Raw genomic sequence first — 26,716 nt, 5'->3', positions numbered from 1 at the left:
ACCGGATAAATACAAAAGCTAAAAGACACAGGTTCTGCAAAAAGTACATATTGTTCGAGTGGGGGGAGGTCCGCAACTCCTATTACCAATCGGATATGTTTTATAATCGATATTCCACGTGACGTTGTCAGTACGCTTTAATTGGCTCTCATCTATAGCTTCAGACAGGTTTTCAAGGGAGTAATGCATTACGCTGGATTCAATAAATGGCATACCTTCAACAATAAGTCCAATTCCCTCATTGTCGGTCAATGAAACCCATGAACAATGATATTTGTTTCCATTCTCTTGAGGATACGCATGATGCGTAAACTGTTCATCTACAGTTCCTGAGAATTTACCCAAACGAGCTCCCGAATGTCTGTCGTTATATGTGTCATACGGTCCGTAGCCATACCATGAAAAAGTATCATTGCCAGACTTTACAGTCATAGTATAGCCTATACGGGGGAAGCTGATTATATTGCCAAATGGCTTCAGATCAGTATCTATCTGTACTTTTCCGGAAGAATCAACAATATATTTAGTGATATATTCCACATACGACTTATTTCCCGTTTTTTGTGCAATAAATGTTGTTGCCACACTGACTGTACCATTCTTTTCTTCAGTCAGCTTAAACGATTTCAATTTATGTTGCAAACTATCTAGTCCGGCTTCTACCCATTGACGAGAAATTTCATTCTCTGTTTTAGGACGGTAACCGCCATCATTATGGGTCGGAGCCCGCCACAGACTGATTCGAGGACCTCTCTCCAAAAATTCCTTACTACCTACGATCCAACTTTGAATGAGCCCCGTTTTCTTGTTGAACACAATATTTATACGATCATTATAAATACCTATTTCATTCGCTTTCTTCTGTACAGTCAGCTTTCCGCCATTTCCTGTGTTTCCTTCCACCGTAGGATTTACCTTTCCTTCTTGCAAGGTGAATTGCTCCCATGCGATTTCAAATCCCTTAGGTGCCCAAATAGTACCCTTCTTTAAATAAGCACTGATTTCGAGTATGACTTCCCCTTTCTGTCCGGAATCAGGATATCCGGTATCTATTTTCACTCTGGCAGAAGTGCCCGGAAAAGCCTCAATATCGGTCAATTCGCCATTTTTTATCAATTCACCGTTTAGCATTAATTTCCATGAAAAATTAAATGCGGAAAGCGGCAGATAATTATATTCATTTTTGATAGTCAGTTCTCCGTTAGTATAATCAAAACGAATATGCTGATAGATCTTCTTACATTCATTAATAGCCGGCTTTATTTTCCGGTCTGCAAAAACAAGCCCATTAGTGCCGTTGAGGGAAGAGAAATATTCTTTGCCTGTTACATCGTCTTTTCTAATTACACTTTGATCCACCCAATCCCAGATATAGCCACCTATCAGGCGTGGATATTTTTTCACTGCATTCCAATATTCCTGATGATTACCCAATGCATTACCCTTAGCGTGAGCATATTCGCACATCAATACCGGACGTGTTTCACCTTCTTGAGTAGCAAGCTTTATAATCCCTTCTACAGACGGATACATGGTACTGACAACATCTACAGCCGGAGGTTCCGGAGGATTCACCGCCGGACGGTTGGTCTTCATAAAATCGATGCCATAACCATATTGCCTTGAACCTCCATTATGCATATAGGCCTCGAAATGTACAAGGCGGGTAGGATCGTAATCTTTGACCCACGAGGCTCGTGCGGCATTGTTTGCTCCAACACCCGATTCGTTCCCCAACGACCAGAAAATAATAGACGGATGGTTCTTATCTCTTTTTACCATTCCGGCAACACGTTCCATTTGAGCAAAAAGCCATAACTCATTATTTGAAAGTTCAGCATCTGCGCCACACGTTTCCACATTAGCTTCATCCATCACATAAATGCCATATTCATCGCATAAATCATAGAATGCCGGATCTGCAGGATAGTGGGAGGTTCTTACAGAGTTAAAACCGAACTGTTTCATTAAAGTCACATCCTGTACCATTCTTTCATAAGGAATGGTTTTTCCTTCCCAGGCGTCATGATCGTGCCTGTTTACTCCATAGATGTATTCACGTTTTCCATTCACGCACAGTTCATGGTTGTTCTTGAATTCAACTTTGCGAAAACCGATACGGGAACTTCTTGATTCTACTACGTTGCCTTTATTATCCTTTAATGTCAAGACTATGATATATAAGTTAGGCGTTTCGGATGACCATAATAAAGGAGCCTTTACATTTGTTTCCAGATATTTTGCCAATGAAAAATTCTGTTGATACTTTTCGGTCGTAATCGTCTTGACCGGCATTGACATATCTACTCCAAGAGCAGGATTACCTTCTTTAGTATATAATCTGGCTTCAAGCACCCAGTCCGAAACATCTACTGTTTTCTTGCTGGATATGACAGGGCGTATACGCAGTTTTGCGTCTTTATAATCCTTGTCCAAGTCTGTAATTACAGCAAAATCCTGTATGAAAACATCAGGGCGTGATTCAATATAAACATCCCGGGTGATGCCGTGAAAGCGCCAATGATCCTGATCTTCAAGATAGGAACCATCACTCCATCTCAACACCTGAACTGCCAATTGATTCTTTCCTCTTTTCAGAAAAGGAGTCATGTCGAATACTGCAGGCAGAGTGCCGCCATCTTCATTATAACCGACTTTTTTCCCATTGACATATAAATAGAAAGCCCCTCTGACTCCGGCAAAATGAATCAATACATTCTGTCCCTCCCATGATGCAGGTACTTCAAACGTCTTCCGGTACAATGCTATATGATTATCTTTACGTGGCACAAACGGAGGATTGACAGGACGAAATTCATAACCTTGTCCACAATAAACCTGATCGCCATATCCTTTCATTTCCCAGGTAGACGGAACAGGTATATTGTCCCAGGAATCATCATTTGTCTCTACTTTCATAAAATCAGACGGAAGATTGTCCCAATCTGTAATAAACTTGAATTTCCATGTTCCATTCAATGACTGATACCGGGAGGACGAAGAGCGTTTTACTTGCAACGCTTCTGTTTCAGTAGGAAATGAAATAGATGTTGCACCGTATGGTTCCCTGTTAATACTGTTGATTAAAGGGTTTTCAAATTCACTTTGCCCGAATCCTATGGGTGGCGTAGCATAGCTATCACTGCCATCAAAAGGTATTTGTGAAATCCCTTTAGCAGCCAGACATAATAGAAATATGATTATTAGTTGTTTTTTCATTTTCATTCTATCACTTTCAATAATTATCATTCCGATATCCTTTATTTCTCTACTCCAAACTCAACCTCGTTTGCCCAATGCTCTTTCCAGTCCGGATGGAATGCTCTGGAGTTTTTCTTCGAAACACTTCGTCCGCGTGCTATTTCCATACAAGCAGCCCCGGCGCCATCATCATTGATTCGGGCAGAGAATTTAATTTTATCGCCTTTATCAATGGCTTTTTTCACATCGGGTATTTCGGACCATGGAATGGCACATTCATAATACAATGTATTACCTTCACGTGTGGTAATCAATTTTCCATCTTTTACAGCCCCGTCAAATGGAGATTTGGGTTGGCGAGGATAGAAGTGTTTTCGCGGCATGCCCGGAACAAGCATTCTCCATATTTCAAAACCACCGCCATATTCGGGAGCAACAGTATTCAAGGCGTATTCATAATCTGTGCATTTATAACCGATGTAACGCGGCATGGTGCCTTTCGTTTCAGCTTCCATACCATCTTCGCCGATTGGAATTACATTAAAAGCAATAAGTATATTATCCGTTGCTATCCCATTGGTGCCATCCGGTAATGTCGGGCGTTTACGGTAAGTGAAACGACGTACCTGTTCCGGCCATACCAAAGGAACCAAATCATCTTGAGAAACAACATTGCAAGTAACATCTTGAGGCAAAGAAGAATCTGCACCAATCAGATAATATCCTAATTGCCCGTATTTACCAATCCAGTTTCCGACAGTATCAAAATCACGGTTTACAAGTTTTGCTGAAGCACCGGTATTACCCGAGTTAACAACATTGTCTGATGAATCAAAAAAGATACCTGATAATTTCGTTGTGTACCACCAACCATAAGATGAACAACGTATGCGCACATTACCACATAAATCCAATGTCAGATAAGTACCATTCCATAGCTTGTCTATCTTGGTAGAAAGTAATTCTTTGCCACTTTCTTTGTCATAAACAGTAACAGATAGCCCATTCTGATTTATACTTGGGAAATAAAGAGAAGTGCGGACATATTTATCTTTTGGCAAATGAATATCCATACCCATCGACAGAGTAGTAGATGTATTTTCCATATAATTCATCATGCGCCCTTTTGCCGAAGGCAATTGCAATGCTTTTGGATCGGATTCTGCCGCAGGCTGTGTCACTATGGTAGAATGCATGGCATATATGGTCTGCATATAAGCTGTGTCAGGATAGAAATAATCATCATCATTGCGAGTCTCAAATCTCAATGTTCCCTTATTAGGAGTTTTGTCCGCAACTTTTGCTGCAAAATAGAAATAGTCATCATCGTAAGCCAGGTAGGTATGTGCCAATCCTTCCGCATTACTATCAAACTTTTGATATGGATACCATGCAGCTTCCGTCAAAGAAATGCTGGCCTTGGAAGAACCTTCTATCGTTTGTGAGATCATATTTTGCCAGTCATTCAGATTACCATCTATCTTCATTGTTTTCTTTGCAATGTAATTGACATGCATATTTTCCCAATGTACGGCGAATCCATCTTTTCCGGCATCGAAATGAACTTCAAGCGGATAGTTATTATCTACACTGGCAGTCCCATTTGCCACTTTCACTCTGATTATTTTTGTCTCATTAGGCTTAAACGATACATTCTGCGGATAAGATATATCCAGATTACCAATAGAAACAGACAATACACCTTTCACCGGACGATTGAGGATATTGGTCAGTTGAAGTTCCATTTCCGGTTTGCTGGCAATGGGAGCTGTAAAGTCTTTCGCAATTATTTCTACAGGTTCATACCCCACGATGTCTGCCTTACTAATGGCAGAAACAAGTTTGTCAAAAGCTCCCTTCTCACCATTTACACGCATATAATATCCCTGATAATTAAGAGGGATTTCGTAGATTCCATTTTTAGGAGCAATGACATTTCCATAGAAATCATAAAGCAGGAAGGAGGGATTGGCTTTCAATATCATTTTCCCGTCAGTGATGGGATAGTAGGTATTCAGTTCATTTTCTATCTTTTTACGTTCAGCACTATTTGCAGGTAATGTTTTCAATTTATGATGCAAGTCGATTTTTTTTCTCGCTTCGCTTAGGCTACGCACATTTCTGAAAAGGATATTCTCTGCACCGAATGCTTCACCCAAATCTCCGGTAATCACAATTGTTCCGTCGTCTTTCTTATTTTCATACCCATCAAAGATCATTACCCAAGGCAACCCATTTTTAAAAAGAAGCCTGTCAAACTCTCTTTCTCCGATCATACTTTGTGCTGCTCCCACAGCAGCTGCCGCAGACCATGTATTGTGGAGTTTAGGCATTGTCTCCTTTCCTTTTTCGGTACGAACCTCCATACTACGCACTGACCGGTTCGGATCCCCGGAATACATATAACCTCCAAATATACCCATCGATCTGTCATATCCGGCGGAACGGTTGGCTGCAATAACAAGCCCCACACGGTCGTCGGTATTTCCTACCCAACTTTCGGTATCCCATATTTTCACACGCCCCTTGTTATCCTTACGCTTATTCCACTCGGGATATAATACCGGTGCCTCCATACCTTGATAGTGAATGGAGAGAAAATCAAAGATTGGCAACATATCCATTGTTCCATCAGCAAAAAACTTATCCAACGCATTCGAATTAGAGTCGCCTCCTCCCACAAGAACATCTATGTTTTTCTTCCGGGCTTCAAGCACCGCTTCAGCCATTTTCGTATATATCTCTTTATATCTTATCATATCAGCCTGCCAACCGGATATGGAAGTTCCTTCCCACGGTTCGTTCCACAAACAGACAGCCGTTACCGGTCCTTTGGGCCAGCCAAAATCAAGACATAATTCTTTTACGAATTTCTTAAAGTCTTCATCCAATTCGGGAAGCCATACCAAATCCTGCTTCGTATGAAGAAATTTTCCATTCTCATCCAAATGCGGCCTGGTAGTACCCAAAGGCATGGACTGTGCCATACGTCCCTCACCAAACATCAGCATAACAGTGATATTGTTATCCATGAAATCTTTCATCAATCTCTTCAACTCTTGTCGGAATCCTTGATAATCCGAACTATTAGTCGATACGAAAGGAATACCGTAGCGAATGGACTGAACACCTACTCTATTCAAAAAATCTACTCCCAAATAATCCAAAGATTGTTTGGGATATTGCATTTTCACTAATGACGGCTTCATGCTATAGACAAAACTTGTACCCAATCGACGCCCGTACTTTCCAAGATCAAACACAACGGCATATCCTCCAAAATCCTTAATATCGTCTACCGATACAGACGTATTGACATAGCCATTCGGCGAGATTGATAGGTGAACAGGAATCACTTTCTCATAATCAAGCTTAATCATCTGGGGCAACCAAATATCATTAGGGATTCCTTTCGTTCCATAGCGAAAGATATGTACTTTCGCATCTATATCTATTGATTGTGATGTGTTATTAATCAACTGAAACTTGAGCCGGATATCATCCTCCGGCCAAAAAACATTAGCAGGAGCAGACGATTCTATCAGATTTACATCGAAATCATAAAATCTTAGTCCATTTTTTACACCCATTATTTCTTCGTAGCCTACCCAGTCTTGGGGGTCTTTCATCTGTGCTGCCAATGTCGAGACAAGCATGAAAGACAAAGCCATTAGTACAAGTATCTTTTTCATAATATTATATTTGGATATCTATTTTTTTACATCAGTTATTTGGCGTATTCATCCATCATTCGCTGGACTTCTATACCTGCAAATATGACGGCAAACGATCCATGTGTATCATCATCGAAAAATGGACGGTTCATATAATAGTTTACATCTTCAGTACACATGGTTCCTATACAGATTTTATGTACCGTTCCATCGTCTTCGATCTCGGATGCCACTGCATCCCATCCTTTCAATGCAATTGGTATGAATTTTTTCTTATCCAGCCAGCCATACCTGATACCGCGTGCTATACCCATTGTAAATATGGCCGTACCCGAAACTTCCTTGAGAGAATCGCTACGATCGATTACATTATGCCAGAATCCGTCAGGACTCTGATATTTTATCAGAGAATAGACAAAAGTCTGATATTGCTTGAGTATTGCTTTGTATTTGGGATGACTCTTAGGCAATGCCATCAATACGTCAGACATAGCCCAAATAGCCCATCCATTGGCACGTGACCAATGAGGTAGTTTAATGCCGGGGCGTGATGTATAATTAGCATGCATATAAAGACGAGTGTCTTTGTTCCATACATGTTTCGTAAAATCTATAATCTGATTGGCTGCATCATCGAAGAATATCTTTCGCAACTCCGGTGAATTGCTATACAATCCAGCTTGTATCAAGAAAGGAATACCCATAAACATATCATCTACCCACACTGTATATTTTTCCGGAGTATCACGGGTATAATTGGTCATTCCTTCACTTCTGATTTGCCCGAAACGTGCATAGTTTGTCATTTTATCAATGTATGCCTGATAAATGTTTCTATTCTTAAAATCCTTATCTGTACGTAAACGGTATAGAATGGGAAGTGAGGGAGCTAATGTAAAATCAAGTAATGTGGAATTAATTACCATCGCATTGGCTGAATTATATGCCCGCAAATTGTTGACTTGATAGTCAACAAATGGCATGCCTTCCATTTGATAGTCGCAGAAGTCAGTTGCCCATTTGGTATATTTGTCTGCTCCGGTCAGTTCACCAAGTTGCTGCATGGCCCAGGCAACACCTCCATTATGGTAATTCCATTGGTAAGTAGTTCCCCAAACTTCGGGATCTATCATCTCTCCGAGTACCTCTATTTTAGGAATTGTCCAAGTCACCGGACAATGAAGTCCTTTATACATATATCCAAACTTGAATTCCTGTTCCGGTTCATGCACTACGTCAATGCCACCCCGAAAAGGTCCGATAATGAGCCAGTTGGTAAGGTTGGATACTTGTTTATCAACATTATTCAAATTGGTTAAACCTATTTGAGGATAACTTCGGACAATGGATAAAACGGCATCATTATCACTTGGTGGTTGTAAGAACACACACCATTCTTTGCCGAAAGTGGCCGACTTTATCAACACATTGTTATTACCACTTTTCAACGGAAGCAAGAATGAAGAAGTCATCTGCATACTTCGTTCTCCGCGGTTTATCTTAATATCCCGCTTCCCTTTATTTTCATAAACCAGTTGTCCGTTACACCAGATTTTACAGGCATCGTTATGCTCTGTTTCTACACGTATGGTGGTATCTCGGGGAAACGATAGCTGTGTATAGGCATAGGCCACAGCTTCTTGTCCCAAACCGAAGGTACGCCCGAAATCCACAAAGTTTAACGTGTTGAAAGAAGTACTACGAGAAGCAAGTCCCAGCTTGTAAGCAAAGGGAGTTTCTCTAATCAATTTATCACCAATCTTCTTTACTTTTTCTACAGGTGATTCTTTGCTCTGTTGAGGAAAAGCAGTGCCTACCCCCAACAATGCAGATAATAACAAGCATATCCATTTCTTCTTTTTCATCGGATCATTTCAGATTATATAGATTTAGTTAACGCGCCCAACAGGACAATGATAACAATTGCAAATCTATCCCAAATCATCCGCAACCATGCAAACAAAAGGCTAAGAAAAGAGAGAAAAAGGTAAAACAAAACAGGAACAAAATATGAACAAAACAAGACAACCACCTATGTATAAGATGGTTGTAAGAAAAGAGAGTACTATTTTCTTTTATCTGAATCGAAGTTTTCTTCATATACAACCTTACCATCAAGATTGTAGACTTTCACATAATCTACAGCTCCGCATCCCTTAAATCTTAACGTAAGTTCATTGGCATATCCCAAAGGTTCATTATAATCCATACCTAACACTTCTTCTCCATCTACGTAGAAGGTAGTTTTCTTATTCACTACTTTAATAGTCATGACATGCCATTCGGAAGAGTTAAAATTAAACCGGCTTAAGTTGTACTCATCTCCCTTAATTGTATTTTCTCCACTGATGAATTTTATATAAGCATATCCGTTTTCATTCATAGCAAAGCCATGCATAGCTGTATCCGAATGTATATACATGATAATATCCGAGCAAGGAACAGCATTCTCCTGTTTTGAATTGCGAACGCGTGCCTCGTATATGAAATTATCTCCGTCTATCAACTTTTCTTTATAAAACACATAACTGACAAACATGTGGTTAGTATGCGCTTCTTGTGGGACATTTTCTATTGGTAAACTTACATATCCCGAATCATTGTAAGCCTGCTCCATCGGAAAAACTCGAAATATTTTCTTTCTTTCCTCACGGACGAAAACCGACCACCCCGTCTTGCGGCACTCCACCGGAATGGTCTTTATAATTCTATCTTTATACTTCAGATGACAGAATGCTTCACCTTCATATATATAGGTGGCATTTATCTTATCTATATTTTCATTTAGTTTTCTTTCGGATACATCCCCATTAGCTTCTTCATATACAACAGTGATATCTTCAAATAATGAAGCTGGTATATGATAGGAGAATGTGACTGTAAGCGGGCATATTCCTTTTACTTGTGAAGTGGTAAATTCTATTTTTGAAATCAGATATTCCACATACATATCCTTCAATTTATATGTATACAACATATATCCGACTATTGCCAATAATAGTATAGCAGTAAAATTTACATACCATTTATTTTTCTTATAGATACGATTCGATACCTCTTCCGGATCTTTTGTCACTTTATTCGACGCGTTATCCAGCTGGGAACTATTTACATTTTTTTCTGTGTCATCTGTATGCTCCTTTGTTTCTTCAACAACGTCTTCCGTCTGGATACTGATAGCCTCTTCTTTCTTCGTTTTCTTCATTACAAAGTCGGTATACCCCGAATAACCTAAGAAACGACATAAAGCATCTTTTGTCGCCAACTGTGGATTGCCTGTCTTCTGCTGAAAAAATCGTTTAAGTGTATTAGCATTTACATCGATCTTCGTTGTTTCGAAGATCATATTTTCCAGTGTTTTAAATTGATTTAAGTCCCAGGACTCCGAAGAACCCCACGACTCTAATAAAATATTATATTCTTTTATTATTTCCTTTATGTACCTTTTATCCTTATATTCGTCCATCATTTATATTAAAATTAAACACGAACTAATTATTTAGAAATAAAAATCCGCTGTGAAAATACAAATAAAATCTAGTAATTGTCAAGCATAAAGTGGTTTATTTGCGTTTTGTCCGGATTTTGTTCTCATTTTATTCTCTTTTTTATTCAACTTCATCAATCCTATCCTATACTTTTGCAGTAAAGAATTTATTTTGTACTAATTTCAAATACAATGAAAAAATACTTCTCTACATTATTAATCATACTGCTTTCGAGCTTTACAACTGCTCCCCGTATAGTATGGTTAGATGAATTAGATCTCTCTAACGTCGATCAATCTGCAGGTAAAGCAATAGCCAATCAATCAATGTGGAAAACACCACTTTCTATTGCCGGAGAAAAATTTGACCGGGGTGTAGGTACACATGCCGCAAGCGTATTCCGCATAAAACTTGACGGCAAAACAATCTCCTTCAAGGCATCTGCAGGAATAGATGATTCGGCACCCGAACACGAATTAAAACAAGCCAGTGCCGAATTTATAATTTTAGGAGATGGTAAAATCATCTGGCGAAGTGGAATCATGCATGCAGGAGAAAAAGCAAAACAAATAGATATTTCTACTAAGGGTATAAAATCTCTAATCCTACGTGTCAATCATGCAGGAGATGGAATAGCCGGAGATCGTACCAACTGGGTAAATGCCAGGTTTGAAGTGAAAGGTGCCGATCCTGTTTCGGTAAAAAAGAACGTGAACAGGAATACATCCTAACTCCTGCTGTGGCAAGGCAGCCTATGATTAATGCTCCTTATATATATGGTGCCCGCCCGGGAAATCCATTTCTGTTTACAGTACCTGTTTCAGGAGAAAGACCACTAAATATAACTGCAACTAATTTACCCGAAGGATTATCCATCGATAGCAATACCGGCATTATTACAGGAAAAGCGATAAATCCGGGAACCTATACTGTTCATATCTCCGCTAAAAATCAATATGGAGAAACTACTAAAGACTTAACTCTTGAAATCGGGGAAAAGATAAGTCTGACTCCTCCTATGGGCTGGAATAGCTGGAACATTTTCGGAGCAGACATTGATGACAAGAAAATAAGAAGGATGGCCGACCGCATGGTAGAACTGGGACTCGTCAATTATGGATATGCTTATATAAATATCGATGATGGATGGCAAGGCGTACGTGGAGGAAAATACAATGCAATAATGCCGAACGATAAATTTCCTGATATGAAAGGTCTTGTTGATTATGTACATAGTAAAGGTCTCAAAATAGGAATATATTCTTCTCCGTGGGTACAAACTTTTGCCGGATACATTGGCAGCAGTGCTGATACACGTAATGGTAAAGTTGTCAATTCAAGCCGCAGATATGGAGAATTTTCATTTGCTAAAAATGACGTAAAGCAATGGGCAGAATGGGGATTCGATTATATTAAGTACGACTGGGTAACTAATGATATAGCCCATACAGCAGAACTATCATATCTTTTACGCCAATCGGGAAGAGATATTCTATATAGCATCTCCAATGCTGCCCCATTTGAACTGGCAGAAGACTGGAGCAATCTAACAAATGCCTGGCGGACAACAGGAGATATTTATGATTCCTGGTGTAGTATGACTACCATAGGTTTCCTTCAGGATAAGTGGCAACCATTTGCCAAACCAGGCAGTTGGAATGACCCGGATATGCTCATTGTAGGAAAGGTTGGCTGGGGAAAAAATATACATTCTACACATTTATCTCCTGATGAACAATATACCCATATCACTTTATGGAGTATTCTAGCGGCGCCTTTACTGATAGGATGCGATCTGGAACAGATGGATGATTTTACAATGAATCTATTAAGTAACAGAGAAGTAATAGCCATTAACCAAGATATTGCCGGTATACAAGGTAGCAGAGTATATGCTGATAATAATAAAGAAATTGAAGTATGGAGTAAACCATTAAAAGATGGTTCCATAGCAGTCGGATTATTCAATCTATCCGATAATAAACAGGACATATCTATTTTCTGGGATCAACTGAATATTCAAGGTAAACAGAAAGTGCGTAATCTTTGGGAGCAAAAGGATAAAGGAGTTTATATAAATAAATACCAATCTGACGTACCTTCACATGGTGTACTTTTCATAAAAATAGAACCTGTGAAATAAAACAACTTGATATAATTGGCAAGTAAAGACAAACTAATAAAACGTGTTGTGTTAGTGTTGATAGTGAAGAACAAACAGATTTGAATTACACATTCAATACTTATTAACCGACTTTATTAACCGGAGTTAGTAAAGTCGGGGTATAACCTTCCTTATACTCGATTGACCAATATTTATTCCGCTTTTACAGGACGTACATAAACAATATACAAGAGCTATAGATGCTACTTGCAGGAACTATAGATCCAATGTGCAGCGCATATATGTCCAATACGCAGGATATATATCCTCTGTAAACAGCATCTATATATCCTGCAAAGAGCATCATTACATCACTTGGATTCTACACTTATGAACAATTATAGATCTATTGATTATAAATAAATTAACTACATTATCCACCAGTTATCAACCTTTTATTAACCAATGGAGTTTTAAGCTGCTAGCGTAGCTTTTTGAATAAATCCCAGATTACAATACCGGTAGTTACGGAAACATTCAACGAATGTTTTGTACCATATTGAGGAATCTCTATACAGCCATCCGAATGGTTAATAACCTCCTGCTGTACCCCTTTCACTTCGTTTCCCATTACGATAGCGTACTTCTTGGTTTTATCCAGCTGAAGTTCATCAAGCATGATGCTTCCTTCCACCTGTTCTACAGAATAAACGATATACCCTTTGTTTTTGAGGTTATCAACAGCATCAACAGCGTTATTAACATACTTCCAATCAACAGTGAACTCCGCACCCAATGCAGTCTTATGCATTTCAGGGTGTGGCGGGGTAGCTGTTATACCACACAGATAGATACATTCAATACGGAAAGCATCCGAAGTACGGAACACAGAACCTATATTGTGCAAACTACGAATATCGTCCAGCACTACTACCAGAGGCAGTTTTTCAACTTGTTTAAACTCTTCGGCACTGATACGGTTCAGTTCTGTTATTTTCAGTTTACGCATACGTCTTTTCTTTTATTATGTTCTTGTCCACAAAGGTAATTCTTTTCAGTTAACAAGGTGTTGATAACGGTTTAAAACCTGTCAAAACTATCGGCAAAGATTTTGAAAAATAATTCTTGCATTATTCAAAAGAAGGTATAAGAGGCCTTCGTTATGAACATTCCAAAAAACTAACCCAAAACTTTCTACACAGACATAAACATATTTTTCAGCACTTATCTGCCTGTTTATATCCATAAAGTTTTTAACTTTGCACTTTATCAACAGGGAGTTAATAGCAAACTTCCATTTGATGGTATTTAACGATGCTTTCATTGATAATGAAGTAAGTAGGATAGAATATCTTGTCCTTTACATCAGTTCATAACCAACTCATAAAACAGAAGTATGGACTAATAACTTATCTGGCAAGAAAAATCATATTTATTTGCTAACATTATTAACAGGCTATCATCACTAACAAAGGATTTTTTTTAAAAGGAAAGAAATAAGAATATTATTATGAATGAACTCATAAAGGCTATTAACGAGCTAAAGAAAGAAAAGAATGCAATCATTCTGGGACACTACTACCAGAAGGGGGAAATACAAGACATCGCTGATTATGTTGGCGACAGTTTGGCATTGGCTCAATGGGCAGCCAAAACGGAAGCGGACATTATTGTGATGTGTGGCGTCCACTTTATGGGGGAAACGGCAAAAGTGCTTTGTCCGGACAAGAAAGTGCTGGTGCCCGACATGGCGGCAGGTTGTTCGTTGGCGGACAGTTGTCCGGCGGATCAGTTTGCGCAGTTTGTCAAAGAGTATCCGGGATACACCGTTATTTCTTATGTCAATACAACAGCTGCGGTGAAAGCGGTGACTGATGTGGTGGTGACTTCCACCAATGCGAAGCAGATCGTGGAAAGTTTCCCAAAAGATGAGAAAATAATCTTTGGCCCAGATAGGAATCTGGGGAATTATATCAACTCAGTTACGAACCGGAATATGTTGCTTTGGGACGGTGCCTGTCATGTGCATGAACAGTTCTCTGTTGAAAAGATTGTGGAATTGAAGACGCAGCATCCCGAAGCATTAGTGCTGGCACATCCCGAATGTAAGAGCACAGTTTTGAAACTGGCTGATGTGGTAGGATCTACAGCTGCTTTGTTGAAGTATGCCGTGAACCACCCGGAAAACACGTATATTGTGGCTACCGAATCGGGTATCTTGCATGAGATGCAAAAGAAGTGTCCGCAGACAACGTTTATTCCTGCTCCTCCGAACGATAGTACGTGCGGATGTAACGAGTGTAGCTTCATGCGGTTGAATACGTTAGAGAAGCTCTATGAGTGTTTGAAGAATGAAGCACCGGAAATAACGGTAGATCCGGAAGTAGCGAAGAAAGCAGTGAAGCCGATTCAGCGGATGTTGGAGATTTCGGCTGAACTGGGATTATAAACTATTGAGAATATATAATCTATAATTAAGGCTGTTTCAAAGATGCTTGGAACAGCCTTAATTTTTGGCAAACTATTATGTAAAAGAGATAATGATGACGCATTTGTATCAGTAATAGGCGTATTTGTGTTTTAGTAGACATCACTTCTTCTCTATCTTTGTGCTATTAATAATTGTAATATGGAAAACATAAATAATAGGGCAAGATGATTTTATTCATATTTCAATGAATGTAGATGATGAAATAACTATAACAACCTTTTAAATATAGAATGATGAAAACAATAAACCGACTTGTATTAGTACTATTATTCTCGATTCGTATTTTTTTATCTAATGCTCATGAACTAGTTGATTATGTGAACCCAATGATTGGCGCGACGACTTTGGATAACATAGGAAATACAGATCTTGGGTTAGGCAAAACTTTTCCGGGTGTATGTACCCCTTTCGGTTTGGTACAGTTAAGTCCGGATACGAAAACCGGTGGAGATAATGGGTCGGGATATTCTTATCATCATACAACTATTGAGGGATTTAGCTTTACTCACATGAGTGGCATTGGTTGGTATGGCGATTTGGGCAATTTTCTGGTCATGCCGACTACCGGTAAACTTCATACTTTTAAAGGAACAGAGGAAAATCCGGATGAAGGCTATCGTTCCAGATTTTCTCATGAAACGGAGTCGGCACATATTGATAAATATGAAGTGAAACTTGATGACTACGATATCAAGGTGGAATTGACTGCTGCACCGCGTTCGGGAATGATACGCTTCACTTATCCCGAACATGAAGAATCGCGTATCCAGATTGACTTGGCACGTCGTATAGGGGGGACTTCTACCGAACAATTTGTGGAAGTTGTTGATAATCATATAATTCGGGGATGGATGAAATGCACACCCGAAAACGGTGGCTGGGGAAATGGTGCAGGCCAGGCAAATTATACCATTTATTTCTATTGTTTGTTCAGCCGTCCTTTAGTGGATTTTGGTATTTGGAGTGCGGACATTCCCGAAGGTATTTCTCGCAAGAATGAATCGAATGATGACGAGAATTATTATCAGTATGTCAGAAATGCTGTTATTCATCCACAGGCAAAAGTGATGGAAGGTAAACATTTGGGATTTTATACTCAATTTCCAACCAGGAAAGATGAACAGGTTCTGATGAAATGCGGTATATCTTTTGTCAGTATAGAAGGCGCACAAAAGAATTTGGAACATGATATACCGGATTGGGATTTCAACAAAGTTTCTGTGTGCACGCGGAAGATGTGGAATGATGCATTATCTAAGATAAAAATAGAGGGAAACGAATCTGATAAGACTACTTTTTACACTGCGTTGTATCACACGATGATTGATCCGCGTTGTTTTTCGGATATAGACGGAAAGTATATAGGAGCTGACAATAAAGTTTATCAGACTTCTACGTTTACATACCGGACTATTTTTAGTGGTTGGGATGTGTTTCGCAGCCAGTTTCCTTTGCAAACGATAATTAATCCGGATTTAGTGAATGATGAAATTAATTCATTGATACAGATAGCGGAGAAAAGTGGAAAGGGGTATTATCCCCGGTGGGAGTTTCTGAATGCTTACTCCGGCTGTATGGTAGGCAATCCGGCTGTATCTGTTTTGACTGATGCTTATCAGAAAGGAATACAAAATTATCCGGTAGATAAATCCATTCAGTATGCTATCAACACCGTACGGACATTTGGCAATAATGAAGACGGATATGATTCCGGAGATTTATCTAAAACGTTAGAGTATGCTTATTCCGACTGGTGTGTCGGTACTTTGCTTCGTTCTCAAAATCGTGTTCAGGAAGCAGATATTTATTTGAAGAAATCAAAGGCTTACCGTAATGTATGGTGTGACAGTGTAAAGTGGTTCAGAGCACGCCTGTCAAAAGAAGAATGGTTGCCTTGGAAAGGGAAAAAAGTACATTGGCAGGGTTGTATAGAAAGTAATAACTATCAGCAAGGATGGTTCGTTCCGCAGGATATTGAAGGTATGATACAATTAATGGGAAAGAAATATTTTGAAGAGGAATTAATCGAATTCTTCAATGGGGCGGATGATGATTTTAAATGGGGAGACTATTACAATCATCCTAATGAACCTAATCATCATGTACCTTTCTTGTTGAATTATACTTCACAACCTTGGCTTACTCAATATTGGACACGGAAGATATGCCGCAATGCTTATAATAACACAGTTAACGGACTTTGTGGAAATGAAGATGTGGGACAAATGTCTGCTTGGTACATATTGGCGGCGATGGGGATGCATCCTATTTGTCCCGGAAATAATACATATGAACTCACATCACCGCTTGTTAATAAAGCTACGATTGAATTAGACAATCGTTATTATAAAGGAAAACGTTTTACCGTCATAGCCCGGAATAATTCGGAAGAAAATGTATATATACAATCTATAACTTTGAATGGCAAGAAAATAAACCGTTTATGGATTACTCATCAGGAAATAACTCAAGGAGGAGTATTGGAATTTGTAATGGGGAAATATCCTAATAAACAACTGAAAGGAAATCTATCATCCGGACAATCCAATTAATAAGGTAATACAGCACAGAACTATTTTACTGGTTGGAATCCTATGGTAATTTTACTCATTCTCCACATTTGTACAATGTTCCAATAAAACAGATTCTTTTGTGGAGATAGGGTAAATCCCATCAAAATAGTTTCCTGAAATTCGGATATTATCTGTCCAACGGGCATAGATTGCCTGTTTATCTTTCAGTGTCAGTGTAAAACGATTATTTTCGATACGGATCCCTTTATGAACAGTTCCGTTCGGACGGTTATTTTCGGGAGCAATATTGATAACCGGACTTCCACATTCTATGAAATGGTTGTTTCGGATGGTAAGATCATGTACGGGGCCTGACTCATACCAACTGCGAGCATCATTTGAGATAGCAATAGCACTCATTGGTGTACGATAAAATACGTTATTTTCGATTATAACTTTCCGGCGTGTCGTAACAAGTATTCCTCTTGTCGGTGTCCGGGCAAAATAGTTATTGCGGATTTCTACTTCCGGTGTCCAAGTGATATTTTCTATTACTACCTCCTGTTGTGGTAGGATAGAAGGAACGGAACCATTCAGTGTAAGTTTACAATCGTAGTCGTTTACTCTCTCCACTTTGAGTACTGATGCTTTATGCAGACATTGTAATGAATGTATTTCTGTAAATTCAACTTCATCTCCAGGAAAGAAAGCTTCAAATCCGTAAGATTGAGGATGCATGAAACGAACTACTATTTTATTTCCCGGTTCGTAAGCAATAACTTTCAGATGAGTTCCGTGTACATTGATCGGATCATCTTGTGCTCCTTCAAAACGAGAGTTGATGATACGGATTTTTCCTTTGCATCCGGACATTTGAACAAAGTCAGCAAAACTGGCACAGGTACGACCACTGCCATACTCCGGTTCACAGTTTAAATATTTGTAAGTCAGATTTTCGGAATATTGGCCGACAATTCCAAAGTTTCCTAGAAAATGCAGGTTCAAATGTTCAAGTATAATGTTTTTGCTCAAATGAATAAATCCACATGCTTCATCTCGGATGGCATCCCGCATCTGAAATATTTCTCCCGGATATAAAGTTATTTTCTTGTCGTATGTTGCGTGTATCTGATGATTTCCGATGTCGGTAAGAGAAACGACATGGTCGGTAGGCAGATTACAACGGTTTGTTATATTGGTATGTAGATTAAAAGTTTGGGCAATGCCACCGGTAAAACTCCATTCTGTTCCTATCCATTTTATCTGTTTATCTGCAATTTCATACCGGTCTTTGGGGTGAATTCTGAAAGTTGCCGTATAAGCTGTTGTATCAATAACTTTCATTTCCGTAACCGAAGGATCGGCAGCTTTCAAAGTAAAATTGCGGAGTGTTATATTTTCACTTTTGTCTATAACAAAAGAAGTCATTTCTCCGTGTGTAATCAGATGTGCGCCACCACCATCAATAATTAAGTTTTTCATATCCTTTATCCAAAGGCCAATGTGTTTGGTAGGGTCGGGATTTTCTTCTTTAGAGGCAGTGTTGGATATAAAATAAACTTGCTTGGAACTACTGTTGCGGTATAGATCATAGTTTCCTTGTTCAAGTTGAATCACTACTTTCTTCCCTTTCAAATGACGTGCTTGTTCTATGGCATTTTGTAGGCGTGGAGTTGCATCACCGGGTTGCGCTTTCACATAAATAGTTTCTTGTGCCGACAATATGCTGAATACACTTACTTGGAAAAGGAAGAAAATAATGATTCTGTACATAAGTTTACTTATTTGAATTTCAATATATCTTTAGCTTTCATGGATACGGTAATCAGTCCGTTGTTTATCACTGGGTTGATTCGTTTATTATTCAGCGTGATAGTGTAATTTTTCCCTTGTGGAACTTTTACTGTAAATGTATTGTCAGCAGTAGCTTTTAAAGTTGCTTCGTTAATCAACGACTGATTCCAGGCTGCTGAAACTTCCGCTCCTCCTTTCACACACAGGCCTTTATAATTTCCTACGTTCCATTGTTCGGGCAGACAGGGTAGGAATTCAATATATCCTTCGTGTCCTTGTACCAGCATCTCTGCTATTCCGGCCGCTCCGGCTGTATTTCCGTCAAGAATAAAAATATCATAGGGTGCTCCTGCAATACCGGCAGGAGAAATGCTCAACAGGTTCTCACGTGTGAATATACTCTCAAGAGTAAGGACACTTTGATAAGCTTGTTTGGTATCTTTCAGTCGGGCATAGAAACAAATCATATTGGCGCGACTCCATTCCGTGTCTTCCCAACCTTCCGCAGCCAGGCGGTCTTCGATTGTTTTGCGTGCACCTGCGGCGAGTTCGGGAGTTTTATCAAGGGTAATCTGTTCGTAAGGATAAAGAGCCAGTAAATGTGAAGTATGGCGATGATTAGGGTGTGCTTCGTCATAATCTTCCAACCATTCTCGTACACCTCCGTTAGCACGCAGACGGATGGGAGGGAATTTCTTGATGGCTTGTTGTAAACTATCACTGAACTCCTTATCAATGTTCAGGATTTGAGCTGATTGAATACAAGCATTGAATATTTCATAAGCTAATACACGGTCACAGGTGGGCATCATTGATGCACATAAATTATTACCTTCGTAAAGGAAAGAATTTTCCGGTGAAATGCTTGGTCCTGTTACCATATAACCTGTATTGGGATCTTCAACCATATAATCGAGAAGGAATTCTGCATTTCCTTTTAACAGAGGGTAAGCGGTTTTCGCTAGATAATCTTTGTCACGTGTGTATTCGTATTGAGTCCAGAGATGCGAGGCAATCCAACTGCTTGCTGTGGGAAATAATCCCCACAGGATGCTTCCTGAAGGAGCTGTGTATCCCCATATATTGGCTGTGGTGTGAGCTGTCCATCCTTTGCATCCATATATCTTTTGAGCAGTTTTCGCTCCATGAACAGATAAATCTTCGATATATTTGAAAAGGGGAAGATGGCACTCTGCCAGGTTGCCTACGTTTGCAATCCAGTAGTTTTGTTGTGTATTGATGTCCAGGTGATAATCATTTGTCCATCCCATGTTACATGCTAAATTATCATTAAAGAAACCTTGCAGGGCGGCTGGAAGAGGTGAATTTTCTCGCGATGAGGCTAGTAATAAATAGCGTCCGTATTGGAAAAGCAATACATCAAGGCCGGGATCATATCCGCCTTTTTTTACTTGTTCCCATCTTTTGTCAGTTGGCAGACCGGCATATTCTCCTGTTCCCAGTTGTAGGGAAACACGGTCGAACAGAGGAGCATAATCGTTGAGATGAGTTTTCTTCAGTTTTTCATAAGTCTTCTTTTCTGCTTTTACAACAGTTTCTTTGCAAAGAGATTTATAAGCGTCATTCTTATAATTCGTGCGTACATCTATTACAATAGTCAGCATATCAGCATCATTCACTGATATGGAAGAATCTTCAGCTTGTAGTGTTCCATTAGGCGCGGATATTGCAATACGGCCTTGAAAGCTGACACCACCGGGACCTTGCTTGGGAAAATTAACTGTTCCTTCAAAAATCAATTGATTACCATCGGTTGAAATTTCAGATTCCCGCAGCATACTTAATGATAGTTTTGCATTAATAGCTTTCTTCTTACTGGCGGACATTCGTAATACAAGAACGTCGTCCGGATTGGTTGCAAAACATTCGCGCACGTAATTAACGTCACCTATTGTATAATTGGTTGTACTGATAGCTGTACCTAAGTCGAGAGAACGACGGTAGTTACTGACTGTATTTTCCGGATAACTGAAAGTGAGTTTCAAGTCACCGATAGGAAGGTGTGTACCAAAAGAATGTCCATTACCATGTAGAAATTCTCCAGCAATTTGATTTCCTTCTTGTATTTTTCCTTCGAAAAAGAGTTTTCTTAATTCATTCATTCTTTCTTTTCCGAAAGGAATTTCCTGATTCTCGTCATATTGTCCTGACCACATGCTTGATTCATTCAATGCGATGGTTTCTTCTTCGATACCTCCGAATACCATTGCTCCGATACGTCCGTTGCCTATTGGTACAGAACTCATCCATTCTTTTGCGGGTTGTTCGTACCATAGTTCAACTTTATCCTTTGCTTCCAGATTCGTACATCCGGAAAGGGATATCATCATAATGGCTAGAGAAAAACTAATGGTTTTAATTTTCATGGCTCAAATATAATTAAATGATTAATATATAAATAGGAGTTGTTTTTTTATTATAGGACAAAATTAGTCCATCGTGATTTTATCTGCTCTATACAAATGATTCATAAAATAGAAAGAATACGTCCTGCAAGAAGCCTGGACGATATTTGAATCAAATATTCTATTTTTTGCAGCGTTCATAACTCAATTACTTGCTACATATCGGGTATATTTGCATTGCGTTTAAAGATAAATATTAGATCTAATAAAAAACATGAGATTCATTAAATACAATTTTGTTTTACCTATAAATTCAAACTACATGAAAAGAAGCTCGAAGGCGGTAATCTCTTTATTATTTGCCTGTTTATTGTTGGGAACTCCAACAAAGTCTTTAGCTTTGGAACCAACATCTGCTGTTGCTAATGACACGAAGGAGCGAAACTGGACTATCCAGGGACAAATACTTGAAAACTCGGTACAGCCTCTTCCTATTGCAGGTGTTAATGTTCTTATTAAAGGTACTACGATTGGTACTATAAGTGACACGAACGGATATTTCTCCATTAAAGCTCAAAAAGGAGATGTTATTGTGTTCACTTATCTTGGGTTCCGACCTTATGAATTTGTAGTATCCCGTGCTATCAGTAACTTGAGTGTCTCCTTATCCGAAGATTCTGAAGCATTGGATGAAGTGATAATTACCGGTTTTTCGGAAGAAAAGAAACTAAATTCAATATCCTCCGTATCTACATTAGATATTGCAAAAAATCTGAATTCCAAGCCTATCACTTCTATTTCGCAATCTTTGCAGGGAGGTGTCACAGGTCTGACGGTTACTCAAAGCTCCGGTATGCCGGGAGGAGACGGAGCTTCTATCAAGATTCGCGGTATCTCTTCATTACACACCAATAATGACCCGTTGGTTCTGGTTGACGGTATTCCAATGGATATGAACCAACTGGATCCGAATACAATTGAAAGCGTTACTATTTTAAAGGATGCTGCCGCAGCCGCTATTTATGGTGCACGTGCAGCCAATGGTGTGATTGTAGTAAAAACTAAACGAGGTACGGTAGGAAAGATTAATGTATCGTATGACGGTTACTTTGGTGTTCAGAAAGCAACTTATCTTCCTGATTTCGTGAATGCGGCAGAATATATGACTATGGCTAATATTGCCCAAAAGAATATTGGCGGTGATGAGTTGTATGATGGCGAGTTAATCAAAAATACAATTGCCGGTACCGATCCTTATAAATATCCGGATACAGACTGGGCAGATTTCTTATTTGGCACAGGATATGTACAAAACCATTCAGTGGCCGTTTCGGGTGGTGGTAGTCTGGCACGTTTCGCTTTGAGTGTAAACTATATGCAGAATGAGGGATTGACAGAGCATACAAGTTCTGACCGTTTGAATATCCGTGCCAATACCACTGTCAGTTTGCGGGATAACCTGTCTGTAAACATGGACTTCAATGCTTACCGTACCAACCGGAAGCAACCGAAAACAGACGCTGCTGATAAGTCATTGTTTGAATGGATGTATAAGACACCGCCCAATACCGTAACTCGTTATCCGAAAAAGGCAGGTAGTGATTTTACTTATTATGGCAACAGACCTAATATGACTAATCCGGCAGCTTATATCGATCGTGCGGGAATACGTGAAGATTATGAGGATAATATCAGTGTGAATATTTCTCCTCGTTGGGAAGTATTGCCAAATCTGGTACTGAAAGGTCAGTATTCTTATCGTATCAGTAGTCGCGGAGGTAAGAGCAAACGGGAAGCATATAATTTCTTTGATTATGATACAGATGCTTTACTGAATACTTGGGGAGCAGATTTTTCAGATTATAGAGATCATGATACCTATTATTATCTGGGTGGTACTGCTGAATATACGTATGATAAAGGCGATCATCGTCTGTTTGTCATAGGAGGTTACAATCAGGAGCTGACTCATCAGAACAGTTGGGACAGTTATTCAATGATTTCCATGTTTGCTAAAGCTAACTATACGTATGATCGACGTTATCTTATTGAAGGTACTGTGCGCCGTGACGGTTCTTCACGTTTTGGAGACGGTGAAAAGTTCGGAGTATTTCCTTCTATTGCTGCAGGTTGGAATGTGCATGAAGAAAAATTCATGAAATCATTAAAGAACGAAATCAATGAATTGAAGTTGAGAGCTTCTTATGGTTTACTTGGAAACGAAAATATCGGATTATATAAGTATCAGACTTTTATTGATATGGGTAATGGGGAGGAAAAAGAATATGGTAACCCTGAAATTACCTGGGAAAAGGTGAAAATGCTGAATATCGGTGCAGATATTCGCCTGTTCAAAGATTTGAGCCTGACTTTCGACTGGTACGAAAAAACGACTTCAGGAATGCTTATTACTCCTCCTATTTCTTCTATCGGTGGTACTTGGGCAACTGCTATTAACTCTGGAAAAGTACGTAACAGAGGTTGGGAATTTAGTGCAAATTACGACAAACAGTTTAAAGACTTTGGCTTCAGTATTCATGGTGGCCTGTCTCAAAATAAAAATAAAATCATAGATTTGTTTGGAGCACCTTATGATAACGGGTCTACAATCAACCAAATAGGTTATGCGTTAAATAGTTATTATGTTTATCCTACTGATGGTTTATTGCAGGAAAGTGACTTTACGAAAGATGCTTCAGGCAAATGGATACCCAAAGAGGGAGTAGTTATTTTTGATGGACAACAACCGGGTGACATCAAGTATTTGGATGTTTCCGGTCCTGACGGTACTCCTGATAATAAGATTACTACTGACGACCGCGTAATACGTGGAAATGACCAGCCTGACCTGAACTATTTTGCAAACCTTTCTTTTAATTATAAGAAATGGAGTTTTGAAGTTCTATTCCAGGGAGTGACAGGTGTGGATGCCTATTATAGTGCGCCTTTTTCTAACGGGCTGAACTTGACAGGAGACGGTTTGACGCCTATGAAAGCACAATTAGATTATTGGACGCCGGAGAATCCGGGCGCGCGTTATCCGAGACTGACGCCGTCTCCTGATTACGGTAATAATCATCATGCGTCCGATTACTGGCATTTTGACGCAAGCTACTGCCGTGTGAAATACATTCAGGTGGGATACACATTCGACCAAATGTCACTGAAGAAAGTAGGTATTTCCAGCATCCGCGTATATTTGAATGCCCAGAATCCGTTTACTTTTGCCAAAGAAAGCATGATTGATCCTGAAAACCGCGGTCAGATGGGTTCTTATCCATTGGTGAAAACTTATTCTGTAGGTCTTAGTTTGAACTTCTAATCATTAAAATATAGACATATTATGAAACGATATAATAAAATAATTTTTAAAGGTTTGTTTCTGGCCGGACTCATTGGCTTATTCAGTAGTTGTGAAGACTTTCTGACGAGAGATAAACCGAATGCTTCGACAGATAATGATTTCTGGAAAACACAACAGGAATGTGAATCGGCACTTGGTACTTGCAAGTTGTGGTTGAGAGGTGATTGGGGTGGAGATGAGATAGGTATGGTTTTTCAGGACGGAGCGTCAGACAACGTTTATTTTACAGGAAACTTTGACGTGCGTATCCAGCAGTTGGGAAATGGTTCTTTAGTGCCTCCGGCCGACAATAATAATCCCGGTCCATGGGAATATCAGTTTTACACCTGGAACCAATGTTACCGTAAAATCCGCAATTGCTGTCGATTGCTCGATAATATTGATAATGCCTATTTTACGAATGAGTCTGAACGCGACCGTATGAAAGCGGAGGCGAAAGTATGGCGGGCATGGTATCATATTCGTTTATTAAACTGGTATGGTAGAAATGATGGTATTCCGTATGTAGACAAGGCTTTGTTGCCTTCGGAGATTTATATGGCACGCACTCCGGTTAATGAATGTCTGGATAGAATTAATGCAGAGTTGGACGAAGTAATCAATTCGGAAGCTCTCCCGTTTATTTGGGATGAAGGAAGACGTGACCGCATGTCCCGTTCTATTGCCCTGACTTTGAAAATGGATGTAAATCTCCAATTCAAACGATATGATATAGCTAAAGCGGCTGCATGGGAATTGATAAAGAGTGGAGAATTTGAGTTGTATTATTCTACTGCTACCGACAATAATCCGGGTAAGAACTACCGCGACTTATTTACATATGTGGGTAAACAGAATAAAGAACGCATTTTATATAAGGGAGGCGGTTCGAGCGGTATATTTTCCCGTTGTATGTCGGGAAGTTTTGGCGGACAAGGAGTAATGAATGTATTGAAATCGTTTATAGATACTTATGAAACGATAGATGGACAAACAATTCAGTCTTTATCCACTTCTGAAAGAGAGGCTTATGAAAAAGATCCGTATCATGGAGCAAGAGATCCTCGTTTGAATGTCAGCGTTTTTGTACCGGGTGATAATACAGGACTCTCCAATTATACATTTAGTCCTTTCAATCCGGATTGTGGTGATTATATTGGCAGGAACGATGGTATTCGCAGCGGTTATATGGTGAAGAAATTTATGACTGAAGATGATCGTGGCAACAATGGACAAGGCAGTCTTGATTTCGTTATTTACCGTTATGCGGAAGTATTATTGGATTATGTTGAATGTTTGGTTGAAACCGGTGATTGGGATGATCCGAAAGTAAAGGAATATATTGATGCTATTCGTGTTCGTAGTGGAATGCCAAAAATGGATCAAACGGTTTATAATTCAGAGGAAAAGGTACGTGAATTATATCGTCGTGAACGACGTGTAGAACTTTGTTTCGAAGGCAAACGTTATGATGATATACGTCGTTGGGGAATTGGAAATGATGTAATGAACGGTCCTATTTATGGAGCATGGAATCCTGACACACAATCGTTTATTAAACTTGAAGAACGTCGCTGTACATTCCCGAAGTTTGATTCATGGCCGATTCCGCAGAAGGAAGATACTTCTAATCCTAATATAAGTCAACCTACGGGTTGGTAAACTTTTATTCTCCAATGAGAAACACTATATTTCTCATTGGAGAATACTACATTTGTTAATGTAATAATTAATAGAAATCA

General features: G+C 39.3%; 13 protein-coding genes. 6 read left to right on the top strand and 7 right to left on the bottom strand.

Features of this window, described 5'->3' with window-relative positions:
- Positions 1–18: 18 nt before the first annotated feature.
- The 4 genes from NXV01_RS04445 to NXV01_RS04430 form a co-directional block, all read right to left on the bottom strand.
- Positions 19–3,219 (bottom strand): glycoside hydrolase family 2 TIM barrel-domain containing protein, encoded by a 3,201-nt coding sequence (locus tag NXV01_RS04445; RefSeq protein WP_259021797.1) that lies wholly within the window; start codon positions 3,217–3,219, stop codon positions 19–21.
- A 41-nt stretch (positions 3,220–3,260) separates the two neighbouring features.
- Positions 3,261–6,893, bottom strand: a complete 3,633-nt coding sequence (locus tag NXV01_RS04440) for a hypothetical protein (RefSeq protein WP_259021796.1) — start codon at positions 6,891–6,893, stop codon at positions 3,261–3,263.
- Between the two features lie 35 nt (positions 6,894–6,928).
- On the bottom strand, positions 6,929–8,740 hold the full coding sequence (locus NXV01_RS04435; RefSeq protein WP_259021795.1) for a glycoside hydrolase family 105 protein: 1,812 nt from the start codon (positions 8,738–8,740) through the stop codon (positions 6,929–6,931).
- 200 nt (positions 8,741–8,940) lie between these two features.
- Positions 8,941–10,221, bottom strand: coding sequence for a hypothetical protein (locus tag NXV01_RS04430; protein ID WP_259021794.1), 1,281 nt, complete (start codon positions 10,219–10,221; stop codon positions 8,941–8,943).
- A gap of 333 nt (positions 10,222–10,554) precedes the next feature.
- On the opposite strand from NXV01_RS04430, the gene NXV01_RS04425 reads away from it, so the two are divergent.
- Both NXV01_RS04425 and NXV01_RS04420 read left to right on the top strand, forming a co-directional pair.
- On the top strand, positions 10,555–11,094 hold the full coding sequence (locus NXV01_RS04425; protein ID WP_259021793.1) for an NPCBM/NEW2 domain-containing protein: 540 nt from the start codon (positions 10,555–10,557) through the stop codon (positions 11,092–11,094).
- 23 nt (positions 11,095–11,117) lie between these two features.
- Positions 11,118–12,506, top strand: a complete 1,389-nt coding sequence (locus tag NXV01_RS04420; protein ID WP_259021792.1) for a putative Ig domain-containing protein — start codon at positions 11,118–11,120, stop codon at positions 12,504–12,506.
- Positions 12,507–12,948: 442 nt separating this feature from the next.
- On the opposite strand, the gene NXV01_RS04415 is transcribed toward NXV01_RS04420, so the two are convergent.
- Entirely contained in the window at positions 12,949–13,476 is a 528-nt protein-coding gene (locus NXV01_RS04415) for an RNA methyltransferase (protein ID WP_115483856.1), read from the bottom strand.
- Between the two features lie 501 nt (positions 13,477–13,977).
- Here NXV01_RS04415 and nadA point away from each other — a divergent pair.
- The gene (gene nadA, locus NXV01_RS04410; protein ID WP_259021791.1) at positions 13,978–14,916 is read left to right on the top strand and encodes a quinolinate synthase NadA; all 939 of its coding nucleotides are present in this window, start codon (positions 13,978–13,980) and stop codon (positions 14,914–14,916) included.
- Between the two features lie 272 nt (positions 14,917–15,188).
- On the top strand, positions 15,189–17,510 hold the full coding sequence (locus tag NXV01_RS04405; protein WP_195648696.1) for a GH92 family glycosyl hydrolase: 2,322 nt from the start codon (positions 15,189–15,191) through the stop codon (positions 17,508–17,510).
- A 51-nt stretch (positions 17,511–17,561) separates the two neighbouring features.
- Here the strand turns inward: NXV01_RS04405 and NXV01_RS04400 are convergent, their stop codons facing one another.
- On the bottom strand, positions 17,562–19,244 hold the full coding sequence (locus NXV01_RS04400; protein WP_234131785.1) for a right-handed parallel beta-helix repeat-containing protein: 1,683 nt from the start codon (positions 19,242–19,244) through the stop codon (positions 17,562–17,564).
- An 8-nt stretch (positions 19,245–19,252) separates the two neighbouring features.
- Positions 19,253–21,652 carry a glycosyl hydrolase family 95 catalytic domain-containing protein gene (locus tag NXV01_RS04395; protein ID WP_234131786.1) on the bottom strand — a complete coding sequence of 800 codons (2,400 nt, stop codon included), beginning with the start codon at positions 21,650–21,652 and terminating at the stop codon, positions 19,253–19,255.
- Positions 21,653–21,953: 301 nt separating this feature from the next.
- Between NXV01_RS04395 and NXV01_RS04390 the strand changes: the two genes are divergently transcribed.
- The gene (locus NXV01_RS04390) at positions 21,954–24,953 is read left to right on the top strand and encodes a TonB-dependent receptor (protein ID WP_195648699.1); all 3,000 of its coding nucleotides are present in this window, start codon (positions 21,954–21,956) and stop codon (positions 24,951–24,953) included.
- Between the two features lie 21 nt (positions 24,954–24,974).
- Positions 24,975–26,636 carry a RagB/SusD family nutrient uptake outer membrane protein gene (locus tag NXV01_RS04385; protein ID WP_195648700.1) on the top strand — a complete coding sequence of 554 codons (1,662 nt, stop codon included), beginning with the start codon at positions 24,975–24,977 and terminating at the stop codon, positions 26,634–26,636.
- Positions 26,637–26,716 lie beyond the last annotated feature (80 nt).

The sequence above is a fragment of the Bacteroides sp. BFG-606 genome (assembly GCF_024788145.1).
GTDB lineage: Bacteria > Bacteroidota > Bacteroidia > Bacteroidales > Bacteroidaceae > Bacteroides > Bacteroides vicugnae.
Note: the sequence above shows the minus strand (reverse complement) of the source record. Positions and strands in the feature narration are given on the sequence as shown.

Coding starts and splice junctions, on each gene's coding strand:
- NXV01_RS04445 (WP_259021797.1), bottom strand. CDS start 3,219: ATGAAAAAACAACTAATAATCATATTTCTATTATGTCTGGCTGCTAAA.
- NXV01_RS04440 (WP_259021796.1), bottom strand. CDS start 6,893: ATGAAAAAGATACTTGTACTAATGGCTTTGTCTTTCATGCTTGTCTCG.
- NXV01_RS04435 (WP_259021795.1), bottom strand. CDS start 8,740: ATGAAAAAGAAGAAATGGATATGCTTGTTATTATCTGCATTGTTGGGG.
- NXV01_RS04430 (WP_259021794.1), bottom strand. CDS start 10,221: ATGATCTTCGAAACAACGAAGATCGATGTAAATGCTAATACACTTAAA.
- NXV01_RS04425 (WP_259021793.1), top strand. CDS start 10,555: ATGAAAAAATACTTCTCTACATTATTAATCATACTGCTTTCGAGCTTT.
- NXV01_RS04420 (WP_259021792.1), top strand. CDS start 11,118: ATGATTAATGCTCCTTATATATATGGTGCCCGCCCGGGAAATCCATTT.
- NXV01_RS04415 (WP_115483856.1), bottom strand. CDS start 13,476: ATGCGTAAACTGAAAATAACAGAACTGAACCGTATCAGTGCCGAAGAG.
- nadA (WP_259021791.1), top strand. CDS start 13,978: ATGAATGAACTCATAAAGGCTATTAACGAGCTAAAGAAAGAAAAGAAT.
- NXV01_RS04405 (WP_195648696.1), top strand. CDS start 15,189: ATGATGAAAACAATAAACCGACTTGTATTAGTACTATTATTCTCGATT.
- NXV01_RS04400 (WP_234131785.1), bottom strand. CDS start 19,244: ATGTACAGAATCATTATTTTCTTCCTTTTCCAAGTAAGTGTATTCAGC.
- NXV01_RS04395 (WP_234131786.1), bottom strand. CDS start 21,652: ATGAAAATTAAAACCATTAGTTTTTCTCTAGCCATTATGATGATATCC.
- NXV01_RS04390 (WP_195648699.1), top strand. CDS start 21,954: ATGAAAAGAAGCTCGAAGGCGGTAATCTCTTTATTATTTGCCTGTTTA.
- NXV01_RS04385 (WP_195648700.1), top strand. CDS start 24,975: ATGAAACGATATAATAAAATAATTTTTAAAGGTTTGTTTCTGGCCGGA.